Source organism: Paenibacillus sp. SYP-B3998, assembly GCF_010820665.1.
Taxonomy (GTDB): domain Bacteria; phylum Bacillota; class Bacilli; order Paenibacillales; family NBRC-103111; genus Paenibacillus_E.
The window spans coordinates 89,465-114,296 of record NZ_JAAIKC010000012.1; the positions used below are offsets into that span (position 1 = coordinate 89,465).

Genomic DNA, 24,832 nt, shown 5'->3' on the forward strand with positions numbered 1-24,832 from the left:
ACGCCGTTTTCTTACCCCACAAAGTGACGTTACACTTCGAAGTTTATTCATCCGTTCCGTCCGCGCGGACGGAACCCTGAGGGGTTCGCTCCAGCCCTAAGCCCCCAAAATCTTACCTTAATAAGAGCATGCCGCCCCTATACATCGTTAATGCTTTGAGCCAACCTGTCACACTCCACATGTGTGGAGTGCTGTTTACTGTTAGTATCGTAATGTGAGGTCACCAGGTCTTTCTGGTGGACCTCATTTTTGTGTGGTCGTAAGATAAGTGGTACCTTGGTCAGGGTTCGGAGATGTGCGGAATGGATATAACGCGAGGGAGGACGACGTCTACACTTTCAATGACGTAGCCATGAACGTGAAAGCGGTCAGCAAAGCAAATCGCATGAGGAAAGCATTCGTTGGATAAGCCTGAGCTACATCCATGACGACTGCTTTAGGCCTCAGCGAAAAAAAATCGGGACCCCTGGGATGCACATACCGGTTTTCAGCAGACCGGCAGTATTAAGCAGGAGTTATCTCATCCAAGGCAAAATATCCATTATAGTCTTCAACATATATGGCTGCCCTGTGGCCAAACAAAACCATCGCTTTGGTTCTGGTTTTCAATTCTTCGTTATACCCCTGACAGGTTACCTTCGTTCCTATGGGATAGCTCTTATTCCAGTCCGCGATTTTTTGATAAGTGACTTCGATTTTTCGTTTATATGCTGTTCTGCCTTCAATATCCTCATCAGTATCATCTATTGATTTATTAACTGTTGGTTCCTCTCTTGATGAGGATTCTATATTTATTGTCTCTTTAAACTGATTTCGAAGATTTTCCTCAGCATGAGCAGCAACCTCCTTCACGTTGGTTGCTTCTTGCTGTGCTGTCGGAGTCTCAGATTTAATTCTAGCTATTAACTGTGTTAGTACACTACCAGATCCAAGTTCTTCAAATTCCATTTCCCCCTGGCTAATCAAGTATCGTATACTATCTGTCCATCTCACTGAACAACGTAACTGATCTGCCAGATTGGAAACTACATCATTAGGATCATAAGGTTTGGCAGTCACATTTGAAATAACGGGAATGGTAATCTCTGAAAACTTAAAACCCTTCAGGTATTCTTCAAATTCATCTTTTGCGTCCTGCATGTATCTGGAATGAAAAGCTGCACTGACATTAAGCGCAATATAGCTAGCTCCTTCACGTTCAAAAAAGGGCTTTGCACGATCAATATCGTCCTTATAACCCGAAATAACTATCTGTGTAGTTGTATTCAAATTAGCAATATCAATATCCGTCAATTCGTTTTTTCTCAGTATCTCTTTTATTTTATCTTCGGTCAGTCCGACTACGGCCGCCATAGCCCCACCGGATGCCCTGCTCATCAACTCACCTCTTTTTTTCACCAGCTTTAAGCCTGTTTCGAAATCGAACCCACCGGCAGCCAGGATTGCATTGTACTCGCCCAAGCTATGCCCGGCTAAAAAATTGGGCTTTTTATTCATTCCTTTAAGTTTCTTAAAGTAGGTCAACGCATTTACCACATATAATGCAGGCTGTGTATATTGAGTGAGACGAAGCTTTCCATCAGGATTTTCAAGACAAAGTGTTTTTATAGAATACCCTAAAATCGCATCGCTTTTCTCTATCAGATCAGGAAACTCTTCAAAGAGGTTTTCACCCATACCTTTAGCCTGAGAACCTTGGCCTGGAAATACATAAGTCTTCATATTTTCCTCCTTTTATCCTTTTGTTAAAAGTAATTTTAAACAATCTTAGTAGGACTTATAGTTATGTGGGCAACTTCGAAACATTACCTTCCTTTTTAACTGAAAATCATATACTTATTCTATTATTGCAGGAATAATATAATCCTCAAGAAGCTCCCATCGGTCTATTATCATTTTGTCGAACTTAGATGCAATTACTACTATCAGTTCTTTTTCCGGAATACAATAGATATAAGTACCACCTATACCTGCAGCTATATAAGTAGCGATGCCATTATCTTCTCTAAGCCACCATAAATAGCCATAATCCTCAGAATGCTGAGCTACCGACTCATCTATCCAATTCTCTGAAATAATCTGTTTGTTGTCCCACTTACCGCGATTCACATATAAATATCCGAAACGTGCCATATCTCTGGGAGTTAATGTAAGTCCCCATCCTCCTGTGTTGTAATCCTGAGGGTCCTTGATCCAACCGGTTGTATTTTTTCCGAACACATCATCTTTAGAGAATGATTTCATCTTTTGATCCGGGATTTCTCTCATTCCAAGAGGTCGAAATAAATGTTCATTCGCAAACTCACGGGCAGATACACCTGTGCTTCGCTTGATGATGGCTGAAAGAAGGTGCGCACTTGCCAAGCTATACTGAAATTCTCCAGCCTTCCCTTTTTGACCTAGCATGTCAAGGATAAACATAGTCCAGTTCTTTTGCCTTCGCAGCCTATCCAAAGGCTCGCTTCCCTTCCAAGCATATGGCGCAGTCATAGTGAGAAGATGTTTAAGGGTCAGGGAACGTTTCAGTAAATCACTGGCTCCGGAAGCGGCTTCCGGGAAAAAATCCAGTATCTTCTGATCAACGCTTTTGATATATCCTGCATCTATGGCAATACCAATTAAAGCAGAAATGATACTTTGAGTCACTGAGGTAACATCATGAATATCCTGAGGTCCAAAGCCCTTAAAATATTTTTCAAAAACGATGCCTCCCTTCCTGACAACGACTACACTATTAATAATACCGAGCTGGAAGTTTAATGCGTTATCCAGTTCTTTCAGCTTATCCGAACGCATGCCAACGGATTCAGCCTCCCTAGTCTCCCATTCAGTTAAGTTGTTCATAAAAGCAATATCCCCCTTTTATACGGTTTTAGTTATGACCATCAAGATCCAAATATTTTCCGGTTATAGAGTTCGGATCTTTTTTCAATGCTTGAGGCGACCCTTCTGCAATAATCCTTCCTCCCCCTGCTCCTCCTACAGGGCCAACTTCTATAATCCAATCACAGGATTCAAGTACTTCATGATTATGTTCAATGACAATTACAGAATTGCCATTTTCAACAAGTTCGTTCAATAATTTGATTAGTTGGGCTGTATCATAAAGACTAAGACCTGTCGTAGGTTCATCCAGCACATAAAGGATATTGCCTTTCCTTTGTTTACCGATTTCCTTTGCAAGTTTGAGCCTTTGCGCTTCACCTCCACTCATGGTTGAAGTGGGTTGGCCAAGTGTAATATATCCCATACCAATTCGTTCCATAACCTTTAATGTGGAAACAATGGCCTTGTTATCCTTAAAAAACGAAACGGCTTCTGATACTTGCATATCAAGAATTTCAGAGATATTTTTACCTTTGTATCTAACAGTTAAAGCTTCTGCATTATATCTTTTACCCTTGCATTTTCCGCATGTAGTATACATTTTTATACTGGCACCCGGAAAGATCGTTTTACGACCGCTCCCGCCACACTCCGGACAGGCCCCTTCTGAGTTGAATGAAAAATGCCCGGCGGATAAATTCAACCGTTTGACTTCCGGTTGTTCAGCAAACAGCTTGCGTATTTTATCCCAGATTTTTATAAAGGTTATAGGGTTGGAGTTTATATTTCTTCCAATCGGGGCTTGTGATACTTCCGCGAAACCTGAAATATGTTCCACTCCGTCCAGTCTTTCCGCTATTGTTTCAATTAGTGTTGATTCATCTTCGAAGTCTATTTGGTTATCTTCAGTATTCGCTGCACCATTCTTAGAATGATCACGAAAATGGCTTTTTAATAGAGGGATTAACGTATCTGAAATGAGAGAACTTTTCCCGCTTCCGGATACGCCGGCAACTCCAACAATGACTCCCAATGGGAATGATACTGTAACATCTTTAAGATTGTTTGTTTTGGCATGCTGGATTGTCAGGCGAGGCATCGTTATATCTTCAAGAATATTTTGTTTTATCGTTCTGGTAGGCATCTTGGCTTTACCAGAAAGATACTGACCGGTCAACGATTTATCGCATTTTAGCAAACCCGCAAAATCGCCCTCATAGATGACCTGCCCACCTTCGATACCGGCTTTTGGCCCTATGTCGATAATATGGTCAGCCATTTCGATTGTACTTTTATCATGTTCCACTACAATAACTGTGTTTCCCAATTCCTTAAGAGCATGTATCGATTTTAATAGTTCAGCTTTCTCAGATTCATGTAGACCTACAGTCGGTTCATCTAGGATATAAATCAGCGATTCCATCTTTGATTCCAGATGAGAGTTGAGAAATAATCGTTGTATTTCTCCTCCGCTCAATGAAGACATTTCTCTGTATAAAGATAGATGCCCCAGACGAGAATTAATTAACGAAGTTGTCTTACGCAGGATATCTCGAAGTAGGTTTTTCCCAAGTTGTGTTAATTCTACTTTCTCTAATATGGACTCTAAAAACTCCTTTGCTTCAGTAAGAGTCATTTTCCCGACTTCTCCAATATGTCTACCATTTATAAAAACTCTGCGTGCTTCTTCTCCAATGCGGAACCCATGACATTCGGGGCAGGCAACCATTTCATAAAGCCCACTTAAATGTTCACCTTTTTTATGACGAATCTGTAGGATTCTTGACAAGCAAAAGCTTTGATTTTCACTGTTGTTATTTATATAATGACCATTGATAACTTCTTCTTTTACATCCTCGGGTAATGTTGAATAAGGCATATCCATGTATTCTTTAAGATTTCTTTCCAATACTCTACCGATACCAGGTGTTACCTCAATAGAATCAAAAATTTCTCTAACAGTTGTATTGTCATGTGGAACCAGTTTTTCCATATTAACTTTATAGTATGCCCCTCGGCCGGAACACTTCATACACATTCCATTTGCATTGTTATACGAGAAGTAGCCTGATTCCAGGCGTTCTTCCTCATTCCCACAGTTGCTGCAGGTCAAGTCGGCCTCAACAAGTGTCTCGCATTGGGAACAAGAAATTTGGCCTTCACTGGAATAAAGGAGACTGAGCAGACCTAAAATTTGTGTCCTTGAACCGACAGTTGATCGCGGATTACTTTGACGGACAATACTTTGCTTCACTGCTATCGTAGGGCCTATACCTGATATGCTGTCGAACTTTCTTTCATCTTCGAGTCCTGGAAACATACCTAAAGACTGGAGATATTCCCTGCGCCCTTCCTCGAAAATGATATCAAACATCAGGCTGGATTTACCTGATCCACTAACACCTGTCGCTACGATAAGCTTGTTTTTGGGGATTGAGATATCAAATTCTTTAAGGTTGTGAATACGTGCCCCTGTTATTTTTATGCTCTTCATTACATCATCTCCCAGATCTATAATATCCTTCATTACTTGTATACAATATACTAAAAAAAAGATCAAGCTCCTTAAAGGCTCAATCTCAAAATAAGATGGACTGTCTGGCTTTTATGAAGCTATTAACGCAGCATTTCGGGCGCAGATTCAATTGTGTGTTATTCATCAGATTCGCAATTCTATGAAATACGTACCGTTCATCTATCTTGCCACCACTTCGAAATTGGAAAGAATGTATGTCACACTCGGTTTAGCAGAAAAAAACTAACCGGATACTAATCTATCGATAAAGATTTTAAATATTCATCTGTAAGCTGTTCATCAGAATATAACGTCTCACAAAATCTAGTAATAATTTCTTGAGATTTAGGTTCCGTCAATAATGTCAAATGATTAGATGCATCTACCTTTAAAGTGTTTAATGCCGGTAGTTTTTCTTTCCACTTCTCGGAAAAGCTGCGATAATCATATACGCGGCCTTTATCAACTAAGCGAAAATATGATTCATGTTCTCCAAATAGTGACCCCGTTGGGTTACAAAAATAGTAACACTGTACTGAACTCGGATCAGCCAAAGGTATAACATCATAAACAGTTGTACCCATATCTAAAGTATTTAAGATTTTTTCCAATTGTATAATTGACTTACGTAATTGATTAGCTGATTTAGTACTACCTTTTTTCCCAGCAAGCATTACTAACTGTTCTAAAAACGCTTCGTCGGAAACATCTAAATTTAATTCACTTTCAGGAATGAGCACCAATTCTTCTGTTGATGAAAAGGCTAATAGAAGATTAATGGCCCTAAGCATCCGGTCTTTCTTCAAATTTAATGTCGGTATAGCTAACCAATTATTTTTCATCGTTTCATCTACATAAATCGATTCCAACATGATTATTGAATTAACAACTTGTCCCATCTCTTGCATCTGACGAGCAACTTCATATGCAATCATTCCACCTAATGATAATCCTCCAAAATCATATGGTCCTTCAGGCTGAACTGATTGAATAATACGGACATAATACGACGCCATAGCTTCTATCCCCTGTATAGGCTCATGGTCTGACATGTATCCCCGGGCTTGAATACCGTAAAAAGGCCTCTGAATTTTTTGTGCGATTAACCGATAAACTTCAACCCCGCCAAAGCCTCCATGAAACCAAAAGACAGGCCTTTTTTGAAAAGCTTTATTAAGTCTAATGAGTTCAGGATATTCAGATAAAAGCGTATTAGAAGGTGTACCATTCTTAGATTTATCAAGAATTGCCTGTTCATTTTTTGCAGATGATATAATAGGATGTATATCATCATATTTTTTTTCAGCCTCAACTGATACTTGAGGTTGGATATCATTTGTGCTCTCATCAACATTTTCGTTTGTATTTGTTATCCCAGAACTATCTTCCCTGTCATTTCTAAGTGAATCCTTCTCAGATACTGGTTCCCCATTACTTTCCTCTTTAATCTGATCCTCAGGTGTTGATATAACATCCATGACTTCATTTATCGTTTTGCAATGATATAATGTTTCAAAATCAATAGACGGATCCATTACTTGTAGCTGTTGCAATAATTGGGTCAATATAATAGAATCTACCCCCAATTGCGCAACGGATTGATCAACATCAATCTCTGAAGCATCAATGCTTAGTAAACTGGAAAACAAATGCAAGACAATATTCTTTGTTGAAGTTCTATTTAATTCTTGAAATTGGCTATCATTTGTACCCCTATTAACAGTTTTGTTTATTTTCGCTGATTGCCGACTCTCTTCTTGCACCGCTTCAGGTAAGTTTTTATCTTGTATAGCTATCCAGTGACGCTTTCTTTCAAACGGGTATGTGGGAAGTGATATCCGTTGAGGTTTACTATTGTTATAAAGCCTGTTCCAATCAATTATCAATCCCCTCACCCATAAGCTTAATAACTTGTTGTATTCCCCTTTTTTTATCCATACTTCGATTACGTCATCCATTGCCTCATCTTTTGCCAATAATGCAACTACATCATTGCTCTTTTTAGCCTGACCTCGTTGAACAGTATTACTAAAGACATTGTTTTTTTGTATAAATTCCGAAAGTTTCTCTGTAAGTTCATCTATCGAAGCTGCAGTTAGCGCCAACCGCTCATCCAAGGCTTCTCGTCCTACCTGTAATGTGTATGCGATGTTCGATAAATCTTCATCCTTAAATTGACGCTTTTCAACAGCATCCAATAACAACTTTGCCTGTTCGGTTAGACGTTCTTCATTGTTTGCTGATAGTACTATTATGGCAGGGTTCTCTGTGGTAACCATCATTCGCGGCCGTTCATTATTCTTTGCTATATGTTCCTCTAGCATGATATGAGCATTTACACCACCAAATCCAAAAGCACTAACTCCAGCTCTTCGCGGTATATCCTTTTCTATACGATTCCATGGTTTGATCTTTTCGTTAATATAGAAGGGACTATTGTTCAAGCTAATATACGGATTCAGTTCTTTAAAGTGAAGTGTACTCAGTAGTTTTTCATTTTTCATAGAGAGGAGCACCTTTATAACAGCCCCAATCCCTGCGGCTGTCTCGAGATGACCAGTATTGGTCTTGAGGGAGCCTATAGCACAGTGAGGTTGTATAGATGAAATCCCATTTTTTCTGTACAATTCACTAAAAGCATTCTTAAGTCCCGTAACTTCAATGGGGTCCCCTAATTTGGTTCCTGTACTATGGGTTTCAATGTAACTTATTGTTGTCGGGTCTATTTTAGCTTTTTGATACACCTCAACTAATAAATCTGATTGAGCATTCGCACTAGGAGCTGTCAAGGAGGCGCTTTTACCTTTATGATTCTCTGCTGAGCTTGTAATGAGCGCATAAATGTGATCCCCGTCAGATATGGCATCACTCATTCTTTTCAGTAATATCGCACCTACACCTTCACTTCGAACCGTACCATTTGCTTCTTTGTCGAAAACTTTGCATTGTCCGTTATCGCTAAGCATCCCCGCAGCACTGAAAGCAAGATGAACCGATGGCGTAAGGATCACATTAACTCCACCTGCGATCGCCATTTGGCATGATCCTCTCTGTATCGATTCCACGGCTTTATGAATCGCTACGAGCGAGCTTGAACATGCCGTATCTATAGGCTCACTCGGGCCATGTAGGTTCAACATGGAGGATATTCGATTCACCAACATAAAAGGTGTTCTTCCCGTAAGTGCATAAGGATTATGCTCTACTAAGTGTTTATCCATAATTTGAGAATAATCCTGTGTTCCGATCCCAACAAATATTCCTGTCTTTGATCCTGATAAATCTGAAGGCTTATATCCAGCATCTTCAATAGTACTCCATGCTACCTGAAGGAATAGCCTATGCTGGGGATCCATCACTTCCGCTTCACGCGCTGATATGCCGAAGAAAGCTGCATCGAATTTATCGACTTCTTTCATAAACCCACCCCATTTAACCTTGGGATCATCGAATGCTTTCCAATCAAACCGGTCTTGAGGAATTTCGGTAATAAGGTTTTTTTCCTCCTCGAGATTTTTCCAGAATTCGTCGAGGTTTTCAGACTGAGGAAAAATACCGTTCATACCTATAATAGCTATCGGCTCATCATCTATTCTGTCTCTTTGATATTCAGCGTCTTTTGTCTCGGGATAAGAGAAACGTGACGGGGTTTTGAATCCGTCTGTTCTGATGATATCTTCTTCCTCAGAAGAACGAGAACGTAGAACCGGGTTTGTTGTTACACCTTTATTCGATTTAGGCAGATCAGTCCTAGCCATGATGTCTTTTTGATAATAGATGCTGAGACTTTTTGCATATTTTCCACATAAATGATGCGCCAAAGACCTGATAGTCGGTTGATCGAGTTCAAAGAAGATTGTCGGCATGACATCCAAATGATAATGATCATTGATTTTATTGGAAAATTCTGTATTGCTGATAGAATCGAAGCCATATTGCACCATATCTCGATCTATATCTACTTCCTGTATCTTCAGTAACGAAGAAGCCGTTTTTACCAGGAAGTTCTTAACGTTTTCGAATAATGCTTTATCATCGGTTTCCAATAGGGGTTGATGGGTTATTGTTCTCTTAGGTTCAGCTTCGATATTTCTAAACTCAGTGCTTTGTCTAATTTTTATGGGATCACCATGATACACCATGATTTGACTATGTTTTTGTAATAGAGCTTTTTCTAAAGCATTTAATCCGACTTCGATTGAAACAGGGTGAATGCCCTTTATTGTTTTGAGCAACTTTAATGATGCTTCACTGATCCGCATTCCACCTTCTTCCCAAATCGGCCAGTTTATACTTACCGTCTTCCCCGAACACTTGTTCCACCTGTGCAGTTTTTCACGATACTCTGCATAGTAATTAAGAAAACTGTTCGCATATGCGTAATCCGACTGTCCTGCATTACCCAAGTGTGATATTGAAGAGAATAGAATAAAGAAATCGAGAGATTCCTCCCTGGATGCTTCATCTAAAAATATTGTGCCATTAACTTTTGGGGAAAGCACAGCCTTCATTTCCTCATAAGTTTTATTCATAATGAGATTATCATTAATAATTCCTGCACAATGGATGATGCCGTGAAGCGCATTGAATCGGCTGAGTGTTTGTATGAGCATTTTTTCTACATCTTCGCGTATGGATACGTCAGCCTTTAAATAGAACACTTCTGAACCTAAAGATTCCAGATCGGCAATGGCAGCCTTTTTGTCGTCATCCAGATTCGATCGACCAACAAGCACTAATCTTGCTTTTAATGTTCTTGCGAGATATTTCGCTAATATGAGCCCCAATCCGCTCATACCTCCGGTTATTAGATAGACACCGTTATTTCTGTAAGGAATCGGTTTATCGGCCGTCTCTGTTTCAATATCATCCTCTCTTAATCGTTTGATAAAACGCCCTTCGTCCGTATAGCATATTTCATCGCCGTCTTCAGCTTCAAATTCAGACAGCAAAATATCTTTCAGATGAGTTGACTCTGACTTTTGTTGAATGATTTTAAAGAAAAATTTCGGATGTTCTATTCGAAGTGTTTTTGCAAAACCGCTGATCGCTCCACTGAGAGCCGAAGAAATATGGGCCTCATCTTTGTAGATCACTAATACCTTCACTTTTTCATTAGGGGTCTCTTCCATAAGTGATCTGGTTAAATAAAATAACGAATAAATACCCTTTTGCATCAGATTTTCAATTTCGTTAGATGAAGTATTTCGCGACCACATGTGGACAATCTTATTGGGTATGATGTTTTTCTTTCTGAGATCAGCTAACAGTTTTCGATAATCGTCTTGCTGCATTGGATTAATCTCATAACTATTGTTTTGATAATCTTTGTAAGTTTCCCCCGGCTTTACGAGAATGATTGGATTGTCCGTTTTTAACCTGTCTCGAGTTTCTACACTGTCATCAAAAATGAGCAACGTTCCTAAAGGGTCTTCAGGTAACTCTTCAATGTTTGCCTTTTCCCACGAACTGTGATAATACACAGTGTCTAACCCTTCTGATTTTGAGGATACCGTTTCGGAAGCTGTCGTGATCGTTCTGATTGAATAATTCTTAATGGCGGCCAAAAGCTGACCTTGAGGATCAAAAAGTTTGATATTAAACTTTGTAGCGTCGGCCTTGTCAGACTCTCTATCCGCTAATGTCGCATACACGTAGCATTGCTTAGGAAATGTATTTATTATTTCTATCTCATCTATTGAAAATGGCATGAAAGGTGAGGGATCTTTCGCTTTCATCAGTCCGACTACGGTTTGTAGGCAGCCTTCTAACAAAGAGGGATGGAGGGTAAACTTGCTGAAATCGCTGTCTCTTCCAAGAGGCAGCTCTATTCGTGATATCGCTTCTGAGTCGTTAAAGTAAATTTCTTTTATCGGTCTGAAGGTTGCACCGTATTGATAAACTGACCCAGCATCTGATTCATAAAATTCGGTATGACTGATGTAACCATTACATCTCTCTTTGCAAGCTTCAATATCAATCGTTTCATGCAATTTCGAGGTTTCTTTCTTTGTTGATGTTCCATTCACGTATTCCAGCTTTCCCTGTGAGTGAATGACTTTTTGCCCATTTTCTACTGTTCTTACTTTATATTCGATCTCATTTTCATGTGGGTAAAGCACGATATCAACTTCACGAGACTCATCAACAATAATCGGGCGTGCCCAAATAATATTTTTAATCTTATGTATCTTCTGCTTCGTTGCCATCTCACCGGCCATTCTTCCCATCTCGATATAGGTTACACCCGGCAAAACTTTCTTATTATTTATGATATGATCCAATAGAAAAAATTCTTCTCCTGACAGTGTTGTTGTATATTTCTGCTCCATGAAATCCGATGTATTACGATCAATTAAGGGATGGAGTTTGTCAACAACCGCTTTTCCTTCTACTAATGCAATTGTCTTTGCTTCTGTTTCAACCTTCCAGTATTTTTCTTTAGCAAATGGATAGGTTGGCAGACTAACGCGACGTGGCTTACCCATATGATCATAAAGCAAACCCCAATCCAACTGAAATCCTTTTACCCATAACATTGCTAGTTTCTGTATTTTGCCCTTTGTGATCCATTTTCTTATTAACTCGTTTGAATCTTCATCCTTTTCAAATAATGGAATGGCTTCTAGTGGTTGCTTAGCCTTTTTCTCAAAACAATTATCTATTTTCACCTTACCTTCCATATATGCCTCTAATTTTTGCATTAAATCATCGATATCCTTTACGACAAATATAATCCGACTATCCATCGCTTCACGGCCAACTTGTAAGGTATATGCTATATTTTTTATATGATTGTGACGGTTATTATGACTTTGCAGAAATCGAAGGAGTTCGATCGCATATTCTTTAAGACGATCCTCATTTTTTGCGGATAACGGAATTAAGTAGGAATCATTAGGATTAGATTCTGAGAGACTTCCTAATCCATTCGTCTCTGTATACTTCTCAAATATAGCATGCGCGTTTGTCCCTCCTATTCCGAATGAGCTCAACGCCGCCCGATGAGGAATAGGTTGATCTCCCAAGTCCTTTAGTTCATCTACCACATAAAATGGAGAATGACTAAAATCGATTTCCTGATTTGATTCCTTAAAATTAAGAGTTGGAGGAATCTGATTATTATAGAAACTTAATGCGACCTTAATACTTCCAGCTAGACCTGCAGCAGTATCCAAATGTCCGATATTCGTTTTTACAGATCCTATCCCGCAAAACTGCTTTTTCATTGTGTATTTCTTATAGATGTGACTAAGCGCAGAAATTTCTATCGGGTCGCCTAATTTCGTGCCCGTTCCATGTGCTTCTACGTAACCAATGGTTTCAGGATCAATCTTCGTCGATTCCAACACCCTCTGAATGACTTCTGCCTGACCTTTAGTACTCGGAGCATAAAATCCAACTTTATCTGATCCATCGTTATTGATATGAATACCTCTTAGCAGAGCATAAATGTTATCACCGTCATTTATCGCATTTATCGCATTTTTCAGTACGATTACCGCGACTCCTTCTCCTCCCACCATCCCATCGGCTGAAGAGTCAAAAGCTTTTAAATGCCCATCACTTGAAAAATTCAATCCGGGTAGATGGACATATCCTGCATTTGTAGTGGCATGTATAGTCGATGCCCCAACTAAAGCGTACTCCACCTCTCCTGATCGCAGGCTTTGATACGCTGAATATAATCCTACTAAAGAGGAAGAACAATTCGAATGTACAGAGAAGCTCGGTCCTCTTAGTCCTAATTGGTAGGATATCATTGTCGGAATTGTCCCGTCTTGACCTAATATCCATGTTACATAGCTATTTGCATCCTCCAAAACAGTAACCTTTTGTGAATCATTTGGCGCTTGGTAGAAGTTGTTGCTTGAGGACATATATACGGCTGTGTTCGGTATTTCCTTTGAAATATATCCAGCATCCTCTATTGCTTTCCATGAATTAAGCAATAAGAGCCTCATCTGCGGATCCATGAACTCCGCATCCTTTGGTGATATTTTAAAAAACTCAGGATCAAATAACTCTTTTCCTTCAATTGTTAATTGAATGGGCACATAGTTGGGATTCTCTATCATTTCTTTAGGTATGTTTAACTCTTTCAGCTCTTCTGGGGAAAGATGTTTGACACTTTCTTTCCCTGCCCGTAAGTTTTGCCAGAATTCATTGTAGTTATTTGCTTCAGGGAATTGGCATGATATTCCAATGATTGCTACACTATCTTCATAGTACTCAGGGTATGATGTTATTTTGTTTTCCTTCTTGTAATCGTTTACGTTTTGATTTTTCTCTTCATAGGTGAAACGATCCTGATTTTTTGATTCCGAAATATATTTACTGATGTCTCTGATATTAGAGTATTCGAATATTGTAGTTACCTTTATATCACAGTCCAACTTCTGGCTGATTCTTTCCGCTACAGTAACCGCGGTGAAAGAGTCTCCTCCTACTTCAAAAAAACCGTCTGCAATGTTTATTTCATCAACGCCAATAACATCTTTCCATATCTCAACGATTATATTTTCTGTCTCAGACGCAGTGATATCGTTTTTTTCTTTAATCGGTTGAGTAACTTTACGTTTGGACAGCTCTAATCTGTTTACTTTTCCGTTTGGTGTTAAGGGTATGGATTCAAGCTCTGTAAACACACTTGGAACCATATGAACCGGAAGCCATTTTTTCAAATAACTACGTAACTCTTTGGTATCGAGATTATTTTTTTTGTGACTCTGATCTTTGCACACATAAAACGCTCTTAGCTGCTTATTCTCATGATGTTCATTTATTACGACTGTACTTTCTTGAATTCCCGGAAACATGTTCAATCTCGTTTCAATTTCATCAAATTCTATTCGAAATCCGTGCAGCTTAACCTGATTATCGATACGTCCCAGAAATTCTATCTCACCGCAAGCCAGCCATCTTGCTGAATCTCCTGTCTTGTAAAGCTTTGTCCCAGGATGAAAAGGATTGTCTATAAACCGCTCCTCTGTAAGCTCAGGTAAATTTAGATATCCCCGAGCTAACCCATCACCTGCTATATATAGCTCTCCTACAACACTAATCGGGACCGGCATCATGTGTTTATTTAGGATATAAATTTGTGTATTAGCAATAGGTTTTCCTATAGTGATAGGTTCATTTCTCTTGATCTGTTTAATGGTTGACCAAATAGTCGTTTCCGTGGGGCCAAACATATTCCATACTTCACTGTGTGTTTCAGTAAAATACTGTTTTAACCTTTCCGGAAGGGCTTCTCCTCCACAGAGAATTTTGATTCTCTCTTCATTCCTCCAGCCGATCAGATAAAGTGCCGTCCAAGTGGCGGGAGTCGCTTGCATAATTGTCGGTTTAATGGTTTGAATTTCCTGTTTAAGCCTTTCAACGTTTTTCTGCTTGGCTGTACTGCAGATATAACATTCTGCTCCTTTGATCAAGGGCAAATACAATTCCAAGCCAGCAATATCAAAACAATAGGTTGTGACTGCGAATAATTTATCTTCAGATGTTAAGCCTGGTTCATTCCCCATTGTTAGTAAAAAATTGGTCAATGCTGAATGTGGAATCATAACTCCTTTTGGATTCCCTGTACTTCCAGACGTATATAACACATAGGCTAAGTTATCTGGTCCCACTTCTCTTTTCAATTGCTCCTGTTGGGACACCGTTTGTTCAATTGTATCCCAATAAGTATCCAAAGGAATTGCTTTGACGTTATCTCCTAACAAGTCTTTCATTTTAGTCATTAGAGTCAACTGACTTAAAACAATGGATACTTTGCTATCCTGGATCATGTACGCTAAGCGTTCAGTCGGATACTCAGGATCTAAGGGTACATATGCACCGCCTGCTTTAAGAATCCCCAACAAGCCTACAATCATATGTAATGACCGTTCTACACTTATTCCTACTAGGCTATCAGGCTTCACACCTTGTTTCTGCAGGTAGATTGCCAATTTTGTGCTTCTGTCATCCAATTCCCGGTAGGTTAACGATTCGTTTTCATAACTAACAGCTACCGCTTCGGGGGTCTTCTTCACCTGTTCTTCGAATAATTGTTGTACACATTTATCCTTCGAATACTCTCTCTCTGTTGCATTCCAATCAATAAGTATCGTTTTCTCTTCTTCTGCTGAAAGCAGCGGATATTCTTTGGGGGTCAATTCCGGATTCTTGATAACTCCTTCTGTTAATCTAACAAAATTTTCGCTAATCCGATTGATAGTGGAAGTATGATATAGGTTAGGATTGTATTTCATATTTAAGAGGAACTCATTTTCACGTTCAAAAACTTCTAATGTAAGTTCATATTCTCCTTCTTGATGGATCTCTTCTAAAAGCTCTATATGAAGAGTGTTTTGGTAATGACTGAGCTCTGGCAAACTGTTGGATGGAATGAAATTTTGATAAAAATAGCCAACTTGGAATACAGGAGAGTTCAATAGCGTTCGTGGTAAGTTCAATTCTTTTACGATGGCAGGAAACGGATAATCTGCATGATCCATTCCGTCAAGCATCGACAACTGCAATTGTTTGATAAACTGCAAAAAATGTTGAGTTTCTTCGATTCGGCTTCGTATTGGAATCATATTGATAAAATAGCCAATTAAAGATTCAAATCGATCAGCAGGTCTTCCCGAACTCGCCATCCCAACAATAATATCATCCTGGTTTGAATATTGATGCAGCAGAACTTTCAAAATACCTAGAAAAAAAGTAGGTAAACTAATTCGTTGTAACTTAGAAAAAGATTTAATCTTATTAGTTAGTTCAGATGGAATGAAAACACGATGTGTCTCTCCTTTAAAAGCTGTTTGTGAATGACGCGTGCGATCTGTAGGGAGCTCTAAATTCGGCAAAACTCCTGATAACTGTTGTTTCCAATAAGCGCGATGTTCTTCCCCTCTCTTGCTTGACAGCATCTCTTGTTCCCAATCAATAAAATCATTGTAGGTTGAAGAGGAGGAATTCCTTATTAATGGAATACCCCTAGTGAGATCAAGATAGGCATCCAATAATGGCTTTAATAATATGGCTATAGAGATACCATCAAAAATAATATGATGGACATTAATTAACACAATATGCTCTTCCTCTAATCCCTTGAATAAATGAACACGCATTAATGGACCTTTATTTAGGGAAAAAGGCTCACTTGCTATTTTTTTAATGTAAGGAAGTATGTCTTCACTTTTAAGATTAGAAATATCTTCTTTATCGAAATAAAGTGCTTGCGACTGCTGAATAATTTGATAGGGAATTCCATTTTCTTCTTCTATCACTGTTTTTAAAATCGGATTTTGCTCTACAATATAATGAAGAGCTTGCTTAAATAAATCAACATCAATTCTCTCGCGAATTCGGAAGCAAATTGGAAGATTGTACGCACTCATTCCAGGAGAAACCTTCTCCAGTACCCATAACCCTTTCTGACCTTCGGATAACGGCTTCCTATTAAAAGATTGATACTTAAGCTCGTGAAGTTTTTTAAGTAATTCAGTTGTTGATAATTCGCCTTCTTTATAATTGATTAAAATATCTTTAGCTATCATATCCTACCAACTCCTACGCTTTTTTCTACTTCATCAAGATCTATCATTCCCCGGACATATTTCTCCATAGCTTCGATGACTTCTTTATCCTTGTATTCGCTCTTATTTAAAGCGGATTTTCCAATCTTGTTCTCTTTATCGTGAAGATGGCTACCAATAGGATCAGTTTCTAGTTTTTCGATCAGGTAAGTCGTTAATGAACTAATCGTCGGGTATTGTAGTAAGTCTCGACCTGAAATACTGAACTGAAAATGTTTTTCAAAATCTCGAATAAATTGCATGATAAGAATAGAATCTACTCCATAGTCTTGAATATATTTATTCAATTTAATCTCTTCTTTAGGAATATCCAGTTTCCCTGAAAAAAAGTTTACTATATATCCCTCTATCATTTGTTGTGTTGATTTGCCGGTGTTTGCATTTAGCAGATCTTTTTCATTAACCCATTCATCTTTTTCTGTTGTTATCCAATAACGCTCATTTTTAAAAGGATACGTTGGTAGAGAAATTCTCCGACCATCTTCCGTCTCATATAAAGATTCCCATGTCATTTTGCCACCTTTGGTCCAGTGCATGGCTATTATTTCGAGATTGTTTTTCTTAACAAACTCTTGCAACAGTGCTTCTTCATATTTAATAGATGACAAAGCTTGCGCTTTTAAATAACCGTCCTCTACGTTCCCGGTAAAAAAGGGGACAGAGCTCTCTATCTCATTTTTAGCTTGAACAGAATTTAAATAGTTATTCATAGCCTGAATAAGCTCATCTTTACTCGTTGCCACGATTGCCAATCGGCATGCCATAGCCTCCCGTCCTACTTGAAGCGTATAGGCAATATCAGACAATAAAATCTTGTCATTACATTCGATGTATTCGAGTAGCTTTTTTACAACTACCTGCAATCGCTCATTATCCGTAGCTGAAAATATAAAAATCCGGCTTTGATGAATAGATTTATGTTTATTCCTTTCCTCCGGGGGTTTAATGTACTCTTCAATGACAGCAAATGCATTTGTTCCACTATTCGCTGAAGTACTAATCGCCCCTAGTCTTGGTTGATTTTTTTGCCTTGTCCATGGTTGATCGCTTGTACTTGCTATAAATGGAGTTTTAGAAAAATCAATATTTTCGTTACTATTTTTATAGTTATGCAATCCTAGAATAGTTTGTTCTTTCATTGCCATCAACATGGTTAATAAACTGACTATTCCTGAAGCAGCAAAGGTATGTCCGATTAATGGTTTTATAGAACCGATAGAACAATACTGCTCGTTTGAATATTTACTAAATGCTTTTCTTAATCCGTCTATTTCCGCAGCATCTCCTAGTTTAGTACCCACGCTACTTGCAATCGTATATTGGATGTTTAATGGGTCAATTTGATATTTATCAAATGTATTATTTATCAATTCTGCTTGCCTTAATGGATTTGGTGACATTATTCCATGGCCTTTGCCGTTATAATTGACCCCGCTTCCTTTAATACATCCATATATCTGGTCTTTATCACGAATTGCCTTTGATAAAGGCTTCAACAAAACAACTGCAACTGCTTCACTAGGCACTAAACCGTCAGCACGATCATCAAATACATAAGACTTCCCGGTAGGAGAGAGTAAATCGAGCATACTCATACCTACATGTACCATTGGAGAAACGAACAAGTTTATCCCTCCAACTAAAGCCATTTCACAATCATCGTGACGTAAGGCCTGACATGCTTGATGTAATGCAACTAGACCGGAAGAACATGATGCGGTTATCGATAAATTTGGCCCCGTTAAATCTAAAGCATATGCAATACGAGCAGATAAGACAGCATTTTGATTGCTGTAAAACTGTCCCTCTTGCCTCACCATAAATCCATATTCACCTTCTTCAATACCGACATACACGCCACACGATTTCCCTTTGATTAGCTCGCCCATATACCCTGCATCCTCTAACGCATGCCAAGCTTCTTCTAAAAACAATCGCTGGCATGGATCCATGATATGGGCTTCCTTAGGAGATATTTTAAAAAATAAAGGATCAAATCGATCTATATTTGTAAGAAATCCCCCCCATTTAGAATTGCTTTTTCCTATTTCATTATGAGAATCTCCGTAATACTCTCGCCAATCCCAACGATCTTTCGGAACTTCTGTAATACATTCTTTTCTATCCTTCAGATTGTTCCAAAGACTCTCCACCGTGTCCGCTTGGGGGAATCTTCCGCTGATCCCTATAATTGCAATGGGTTCAGATATTTTTTCAAAAGGATTGTTTATTATGTCTCTGTCTAATCCGTTTTTTTCTTCTTTTTGCGTCTCTGGGTGGAGAGAGGCTTGCGGGGTATTTTTTTCTGTTTTTTCATTATAAAATTGTTCTATTGTTTCTTTGTGGTCCAACATAAAGTATTCTATTATTTTTCCTATCGTTGAATACCCTAATAACGATGAAGGCGTTATATCAATCCCGTAGAAATCTGCTATCATTCCGGCAAATTCAAATAAATTGATGGAGTCAAATCCGTATTCGATCAAATGTTCTTCAACATCCAATTTCTCGACCGGCAAATTATGCAATTTGCTTATCATTTCTTTTAGATCCCGTTCCACGAACTGTTCAATGGCGAATCCTTGCATTTCTTTTGGTTGAACTCTACTTATGTCGGAGTTGCCTGTATCAACCCGAACTGTTTTCGTAGTCTGTTCCCGGTTTAATCTTAAAAACCGATATACCATGCTCTTTTGTCCTACCATTACAAGGTGCTGCGTTTGGGGTTGCGTTAAAATCTTTTCAAATATTGATACTCCTTCTTCTGTTTCCAAATAACGTTGGCCACTTGACTTTAAATACATTTCGTTATCATCTTGGGCTAATCCCATACCTCCGTCTCGCCATAACGGCCAATTGACAACTACCGTCTTACTTAATACTTCCTTTTGATCTTCCAACTTATTTTTATAACGGGTATATGCCATTTGAAAACGATTCCCTACAGCATAATCACATGCACCAAAATCCCCCAAAATTGCAGCTGATGATGAAAAATAGCATATGAAATCAAGTGGACTTCCCTTCAACAGTTCATCTAGAATTAACGTTCCTTTGATCTTGGGATTGATTACTTTTTCAAAACTCTCTATTTCTTTTTGAAATATACCCTGCTGATCTACTATACCTGCCGCGTGAATGATTCCATGGATCTCCCCAAATTGTTCTTTTGCCGCTTCTATCCCTTTTCTCATTCCATCCCGGTCACATAGATCCGCCTGTATATATAGTATCCGGCTACCCAATTTCTCTATTTCCTTTATGAGTATTTGCTTCTCTTTATCTAGTTTTGACCTGCCGCTTAATATTAAATTTGTACTGTATTCTTGCGCGAGATGCCTTGCAAAAATAAGCCCCAGTTTGCCTAATCCTCCTGTTATTAAATAGGTTCCTCCTGTTTTTAACGGAGTTTCTCCGGGATTTGCACTTGTTTCTTTGATTTTATATTCATATCTTTTTCCTTCTTTATACAGCACGCTTTGAACCTTGCTAACTGCCTCAATTTCCTTCCACAGTCTCTCTGAGATTTCTTCAGTTATTTCCCTTTGATTGGAGTTTTCTTTCTCCTGGATGACTACCTTTACTCTCGTTTTCGACACCATCGGTCCTAATGACCGTTCGAAGCCAATCCATGATTCCAGGTAGCATCTTTCTAATTCAGTCTTATATTGTGCGCCTAATATGAACCTTTCTGTCTCCACTTTTTCAGATGCGATTGCTTGCAATATATATACTATGTTCTTATAATCTTCGATACACTCCGGATCTTCATACGGCCAAAGATATACGACTGCTGTTATTTTTTTATAATCTGTTAGTATGCCGCTAAATGCTTCTTCATATGTTCTTTTATCACTTTTGGAAATGAGATAATTCTCTTCATTATCTTTCTGAAAGTCTTTTCCTTGTGAAATGAAAATGACATTGGCTCCCGGATTACGTTTTTTTATTTGTACCTTTATCCTTTTCTGATTTTCTGGATTTGATAGAAAACATACGATTGTTTTTAATTCATTGACTGGGTAATCATTTAAGGGGGCTTCTTCCCATTCTTCTGTGAACATCATTAATTCGTGGGGATCTTCCGGTGAGTGATCCCGGGAAAATGGCTCCTCGTTTTCTTTCTTTCTTACTCCTGCGTTCGTCTGTATCCAGTATCGTTCTTTTGCAAACGGATAGGTTGGCAAAGATATTCTCTTGGGTTTGTTATTACGATATAAGCCTTCCCAATCAATCACGAACCCTTCCACCCATAGCTCCATCGCTTCCTGCATTTCCTTGCCTACTGCTGATATTGCCAATCCGCCCTTTTTCGGTTTTACCTGACTTCTATATATGTCCTCACTGTTTTCCTTACCTTCCAAATATGTTTTAAACTTCTCTTTCAACTCTTTTATCGAGGCCACTGTCATCGCTAAACGGGCTTCCATACTTTCACGCCCTACTTGCAGTGTATAGGCTATATCCGCTAAGTCTTTATCCGTATACTCTTCGTTCTCTAATGCTATTAAAAACCGATCTACATACTCTTTTAGTCTATTTTCATCCTTTGCCGACAATACAATGATTGCGGGATTTTGTACCTGAGTATTTACCACCGTATCTTTTTTATGAGTTGAAACGTATTCCTCTATTACCAGATGTGCATTAGTGCCTGTTGCCCCAAAAGAATTCATAGCGGCGCAGCGTGGCTCATTTAATTTCGTTTCCCATTCTCTTAAAGCTGTATTCACAAAAAATGGGCTATTCTCCACAGCCATCTGTGGACTCGCATTCTCATAATTTAAGCTTGGGGGAATCTGACAATTCTTTATAGATAATAAAATTTTTATTAGTCCCGCTATTCCGGAACCAAAAAAAGCATGACCAATATTCGTTTTTAAAGATCCTAAAGCACAATAATCTAAGTTTGTTGTAAATTTACGGAATGTCTCTGTCAGAGCTTGATATTCAATCGCGTCACCTAATTGAGTGCCCGTTCCATGAGCTTCAAACATCGTTATGTTCTCTGGATTTATGTTGAACTTCTCATACACACTTGTTTGAAGCCGACTTTGTGCCAGTCCACTTGGAGCTGTTATCCCATTGGTTTTCCCATCCTGGTTCATTCCCCAACCCCGGATGACCCCATAAATATGATCATTGTCTTCAATCGCTTTATCTAAAAGCTTTAAAACAACAACCCCAATCGCCTCAGCGACAACTGTACCGTTAGCTCTCTGGTCAAATGTATAACATTGACCATCAGGAGATAAAAGTAAGGATTGACTTGAACCGATCAATATATTGGGGGTAGTATATACGGCTCCTCCCCCAACGATCGCGGCTTCGCAATTACCTAATATCAAACTATTGCAAGCTTCAACGACAACCGACAAAGTTGATGAGCATGCTGTGTCTATCGTCATTGCCGGTCCCACTAAATTTAACAAGTATGAAAGTCTGGTAGCGGAATAAGAATCTGTTGGAAGGTAATAGGTTTCAATCTCATTTTGTACCGTTATGGAGTAATCTCCTTTAGCACAAGCGAACACTCCCCATGGTTTTCCGCTAATGCTTCCTGGGTTATATCCTGCGTCTTCAATGGCTTTCCATGCTTCTTGGATAAATATGCGCTCACTAGGATCCATAAGCTCAGATTCCCGCGGTGATATTTTGAAAAATAACGGATCGAACTTATCGATATCCGTTAAAAAACCTCCCCATTTAGAAAATGTTTTCCCGGGTGTTTTCAGCTTTGGATCATAATAATCATTAATATTCCAGCCCCGGTCATCAGGCACTTCCCTTATGCTGTTGCGGCCATTTTTCAAGTTCTCCCAAAATTGTTGAACGTTCTCCGCATCCGGAAACCTTCCTGAGATTCCAACAATTGCAATAGATGGATGTTGCGCTGCGTTTGAACGATTTGTATAAATGTTTCTACAGTAATCATAGAATTTTTTTATACTTTTATCAGAATGCAGAATATCGAAATGATTATCCCCTTCTAATATAATCGTTTGAAGCTTTGGTAATACTGAATTCCATTGTTGAAGTAACGGCAGAAATGACCCCTTTTCTCTCTGTATATTTTCTAGATAGTCAGGATTCCAAATTGTACGTGATACTGCCTGTGCAGATTCCGTTCTAAATAACCAGGCTTTTATATTATTAGGACGTAGTATTTTTGCTGCATGATATTCCTGCAATGCTCGAAGATTAGAAATATGGACATCTGACATGGAAAGTAATTTGAATTCCAATTCTTTATCCGCTTGCTTGAGACCTTTTTGTTTGCAGAACCGGACTATATCCTTTACTAAAACTTCATCCTGAAAATCTTTAACATCATCCGCAGTAATTTTATAAAAATTCCAATCGATGTCTCCATTGGGCAGCTTCCGGGAAAGATTTTGCTCCGTATTCAAGAGGGTTAACAATAAAAAATTCGCATTCATTAAAAGGTTGTTTCTAAAAGTTGTTTTAAATAATTCGGATTCTTTTCCCGAAATTAACGGCGATTCAACAAGAAGTAACGTATCAACCTCTTTACCCTGCATTTGCAATTGGTGTGCTATTTCATAAGCAACCGTCCCTCCAAAAGAAAATCCGACCAGATGATATGGCCCTTCTGGTTCTACTGCTGTAATCATTTCACAATAGTATTTGGCCATGTCTATAACAGATGTTAAGGGTTTATTTTCTGATGATAAAAATCCACGTGCTTTAATGGCAATCATTCTAAATGTACCGTCCGTTTGACTGGCTATCCTATTATAGATACCAACATCTCCGGAAAGTGGATGAATCCAAAAGGTACATGGTCCTTCTCCATCTATTGATAAAGGCACTATTTCAGGATATTGACGCATAAGACTACGTATCTGTTTTTTTAACGGCTGCTGTTTGGTATCTGTTGATTTAACGTTTTCCCCGTCTTCACAAAGCTGAAGAAGTTCATACAAATTTTTATTATTGAGATCATGGATAGATACATCAACACCTAATTTTTCATGCATAAATATTAGTACATCCGCGAAATCAAGAGAATCTAAACCAAGTTCTTTTAAACTTTTTTGATCATTTATGTTGGTTGTATTTAATTTCCGTTGGAGTAAATCCAATAATAGATTTCCTGAATGTTGTTGTTTCTTTGCAGAACCTTTAGTGGACAATTTGCCATTCCATGGACGATTGTTTATATCATATTGAATTAATACTCCATATCCATGATTTTCATCATCATTTGGTCTGTAATTATCCATCAAACCCAACACTTTTGCCCCGTGTAATTGATGGAATTTTAAAATTGGATCATCTAATTCGCCGTTCCGATTAATTTTTTTCAAATAATCTTGAATGGTAGAACAGTTCGATTTGTAAAAATCACGACAACGCGTTACTGCATATACATTATTGATCTCTGGATGTAAGGAATAGTATTGAAGAACAAATTCTAGTAATTCATTGCCCCATCCTTTATCTTGATAGACAGGTTGAATATTCAACGCAATAAATTGAATACATTGACCGGTTTTAACCCTATATTTATTAACCGTATTGGATCTGATTTTTTTAATATTATCCTGATGAATCCGTTGAGTATAAATAACACCTATTACTTTTCCTTCGTATTCTAAAACAAAATTAAAACAAGCCGGATCCATCAATCGCTGTTCAATTTCTGACCTATCTGTTTGTAAGGGAATAGCCCAGCAATTCGCCTCTATGTCCATTAATGAGTGAATATCATCCGGTGAGGCAAGACGAATGATGTATTCACGTTTGATAAAAAATTTTTCCAGGTACTCACCGTTCTTAAACTTATCCTCGAAATTAGCATCTGGAAACAACTGCTGCTGTGATCCATCAAGTAAATTTTCGTTCAAATGTTTGTTATACATCGTTTTATCTAACC

Annotated in this window: 5 protein-coding genes and 2 pseudogenes; 1 reads left to right on the forward strand and 6 read right to left on the reverse strand. The window is 38.5% G+C overall.

Going from position 1 to position 24,832, the window contains the following annotated elements; all coding sequences use genetic code 11:
- Positions 1-322 precede the first annotated feature (322 nt).
- From GK047_RS30715 to GK047_RS23745, 4 genes and pseudogenes are all read right to left on the reverse strand, one after another.
- Positions 323-462: pseudogene (locus tag GK047_RS30715) on the reverse strand (transposase); the annotation flags it as partial.
- A 42-nt stretch (positions 463-504) separates the two neighbouring features.
- Positions 505-1,722, reverse strand: a complete 1,218-nt coding sequence (gene fabD, locus GK047_RS23735; RefSeq protein ID WP_163952448.1) for an ACP S-malonyltransferase — start codon at positions 1,720-1,722, stop codon at positions 505-507.
- 114 nt (positions 1,723-1,836) lie between these two features.
- The gene (locus tag GK047_RS23740) at positions 1,837-2,844 is read right to left on the reverse strand and encodes a serine hydrolase domain-containing protein (RefSeq protein ID WP_163952451.1); all 1,008 of its coding nucleotides are present in this window, start codon (positions 2,842-2,844) and stop codon (positions 1,837-1,839) included.
- Positions 2,845-2,872: 28 nt separating this feature from the next.
- Entirely contained in the window at positions 2,873-5,353 is a 2,481-nt protein-coding gene (locus GK047_RS23745; protein WP_240344152.1) for an excinuclease ABC subunit UvrA, read from the reverse strand.
- 61 nt (positions 5,354-5,414) lie between these two features.
- Between GK047_RS23745 and GK047_RS23750 the strand changes: the two are divergent.
- Positions 5,415-5,519 (forward strand): annotated as a pseudogene (locus tag GK047_RS23750) (transposase); the annotation flags it as partial.
- A 76-nt stretch (positions 5,520-5,595) separates the two neighbouring features.
- Here GK047_RS23750 and GK047_RS23755 read toward each other — a convergent pair.
- Positions 5,596-16,893, reverse strand: a complete 11,298-nt coding sequence (locus GK047_RS23755; protein WP_163952455.1) for a non-ribosomal peptide synthetase — start codon at positions 16,891-16,893, stop codon at positions 5,596-5,598.
- Entirely contained in the window at positions 16,890-24,818 is a 7,929-nt protein-coding gene (locus tag GK047_RS23760) for an SDR family NAD(P)-dependent oxidoreductase (RefSeq protein ID WP_163952457.1), read from the reverse strand. Before GK047_RS23760 ends, GK047_RS23755 begins: the two co-directional genes overlap by 4 nt.
- Positions 24,819-24,832: the final 14 nt, after the last annotated feature.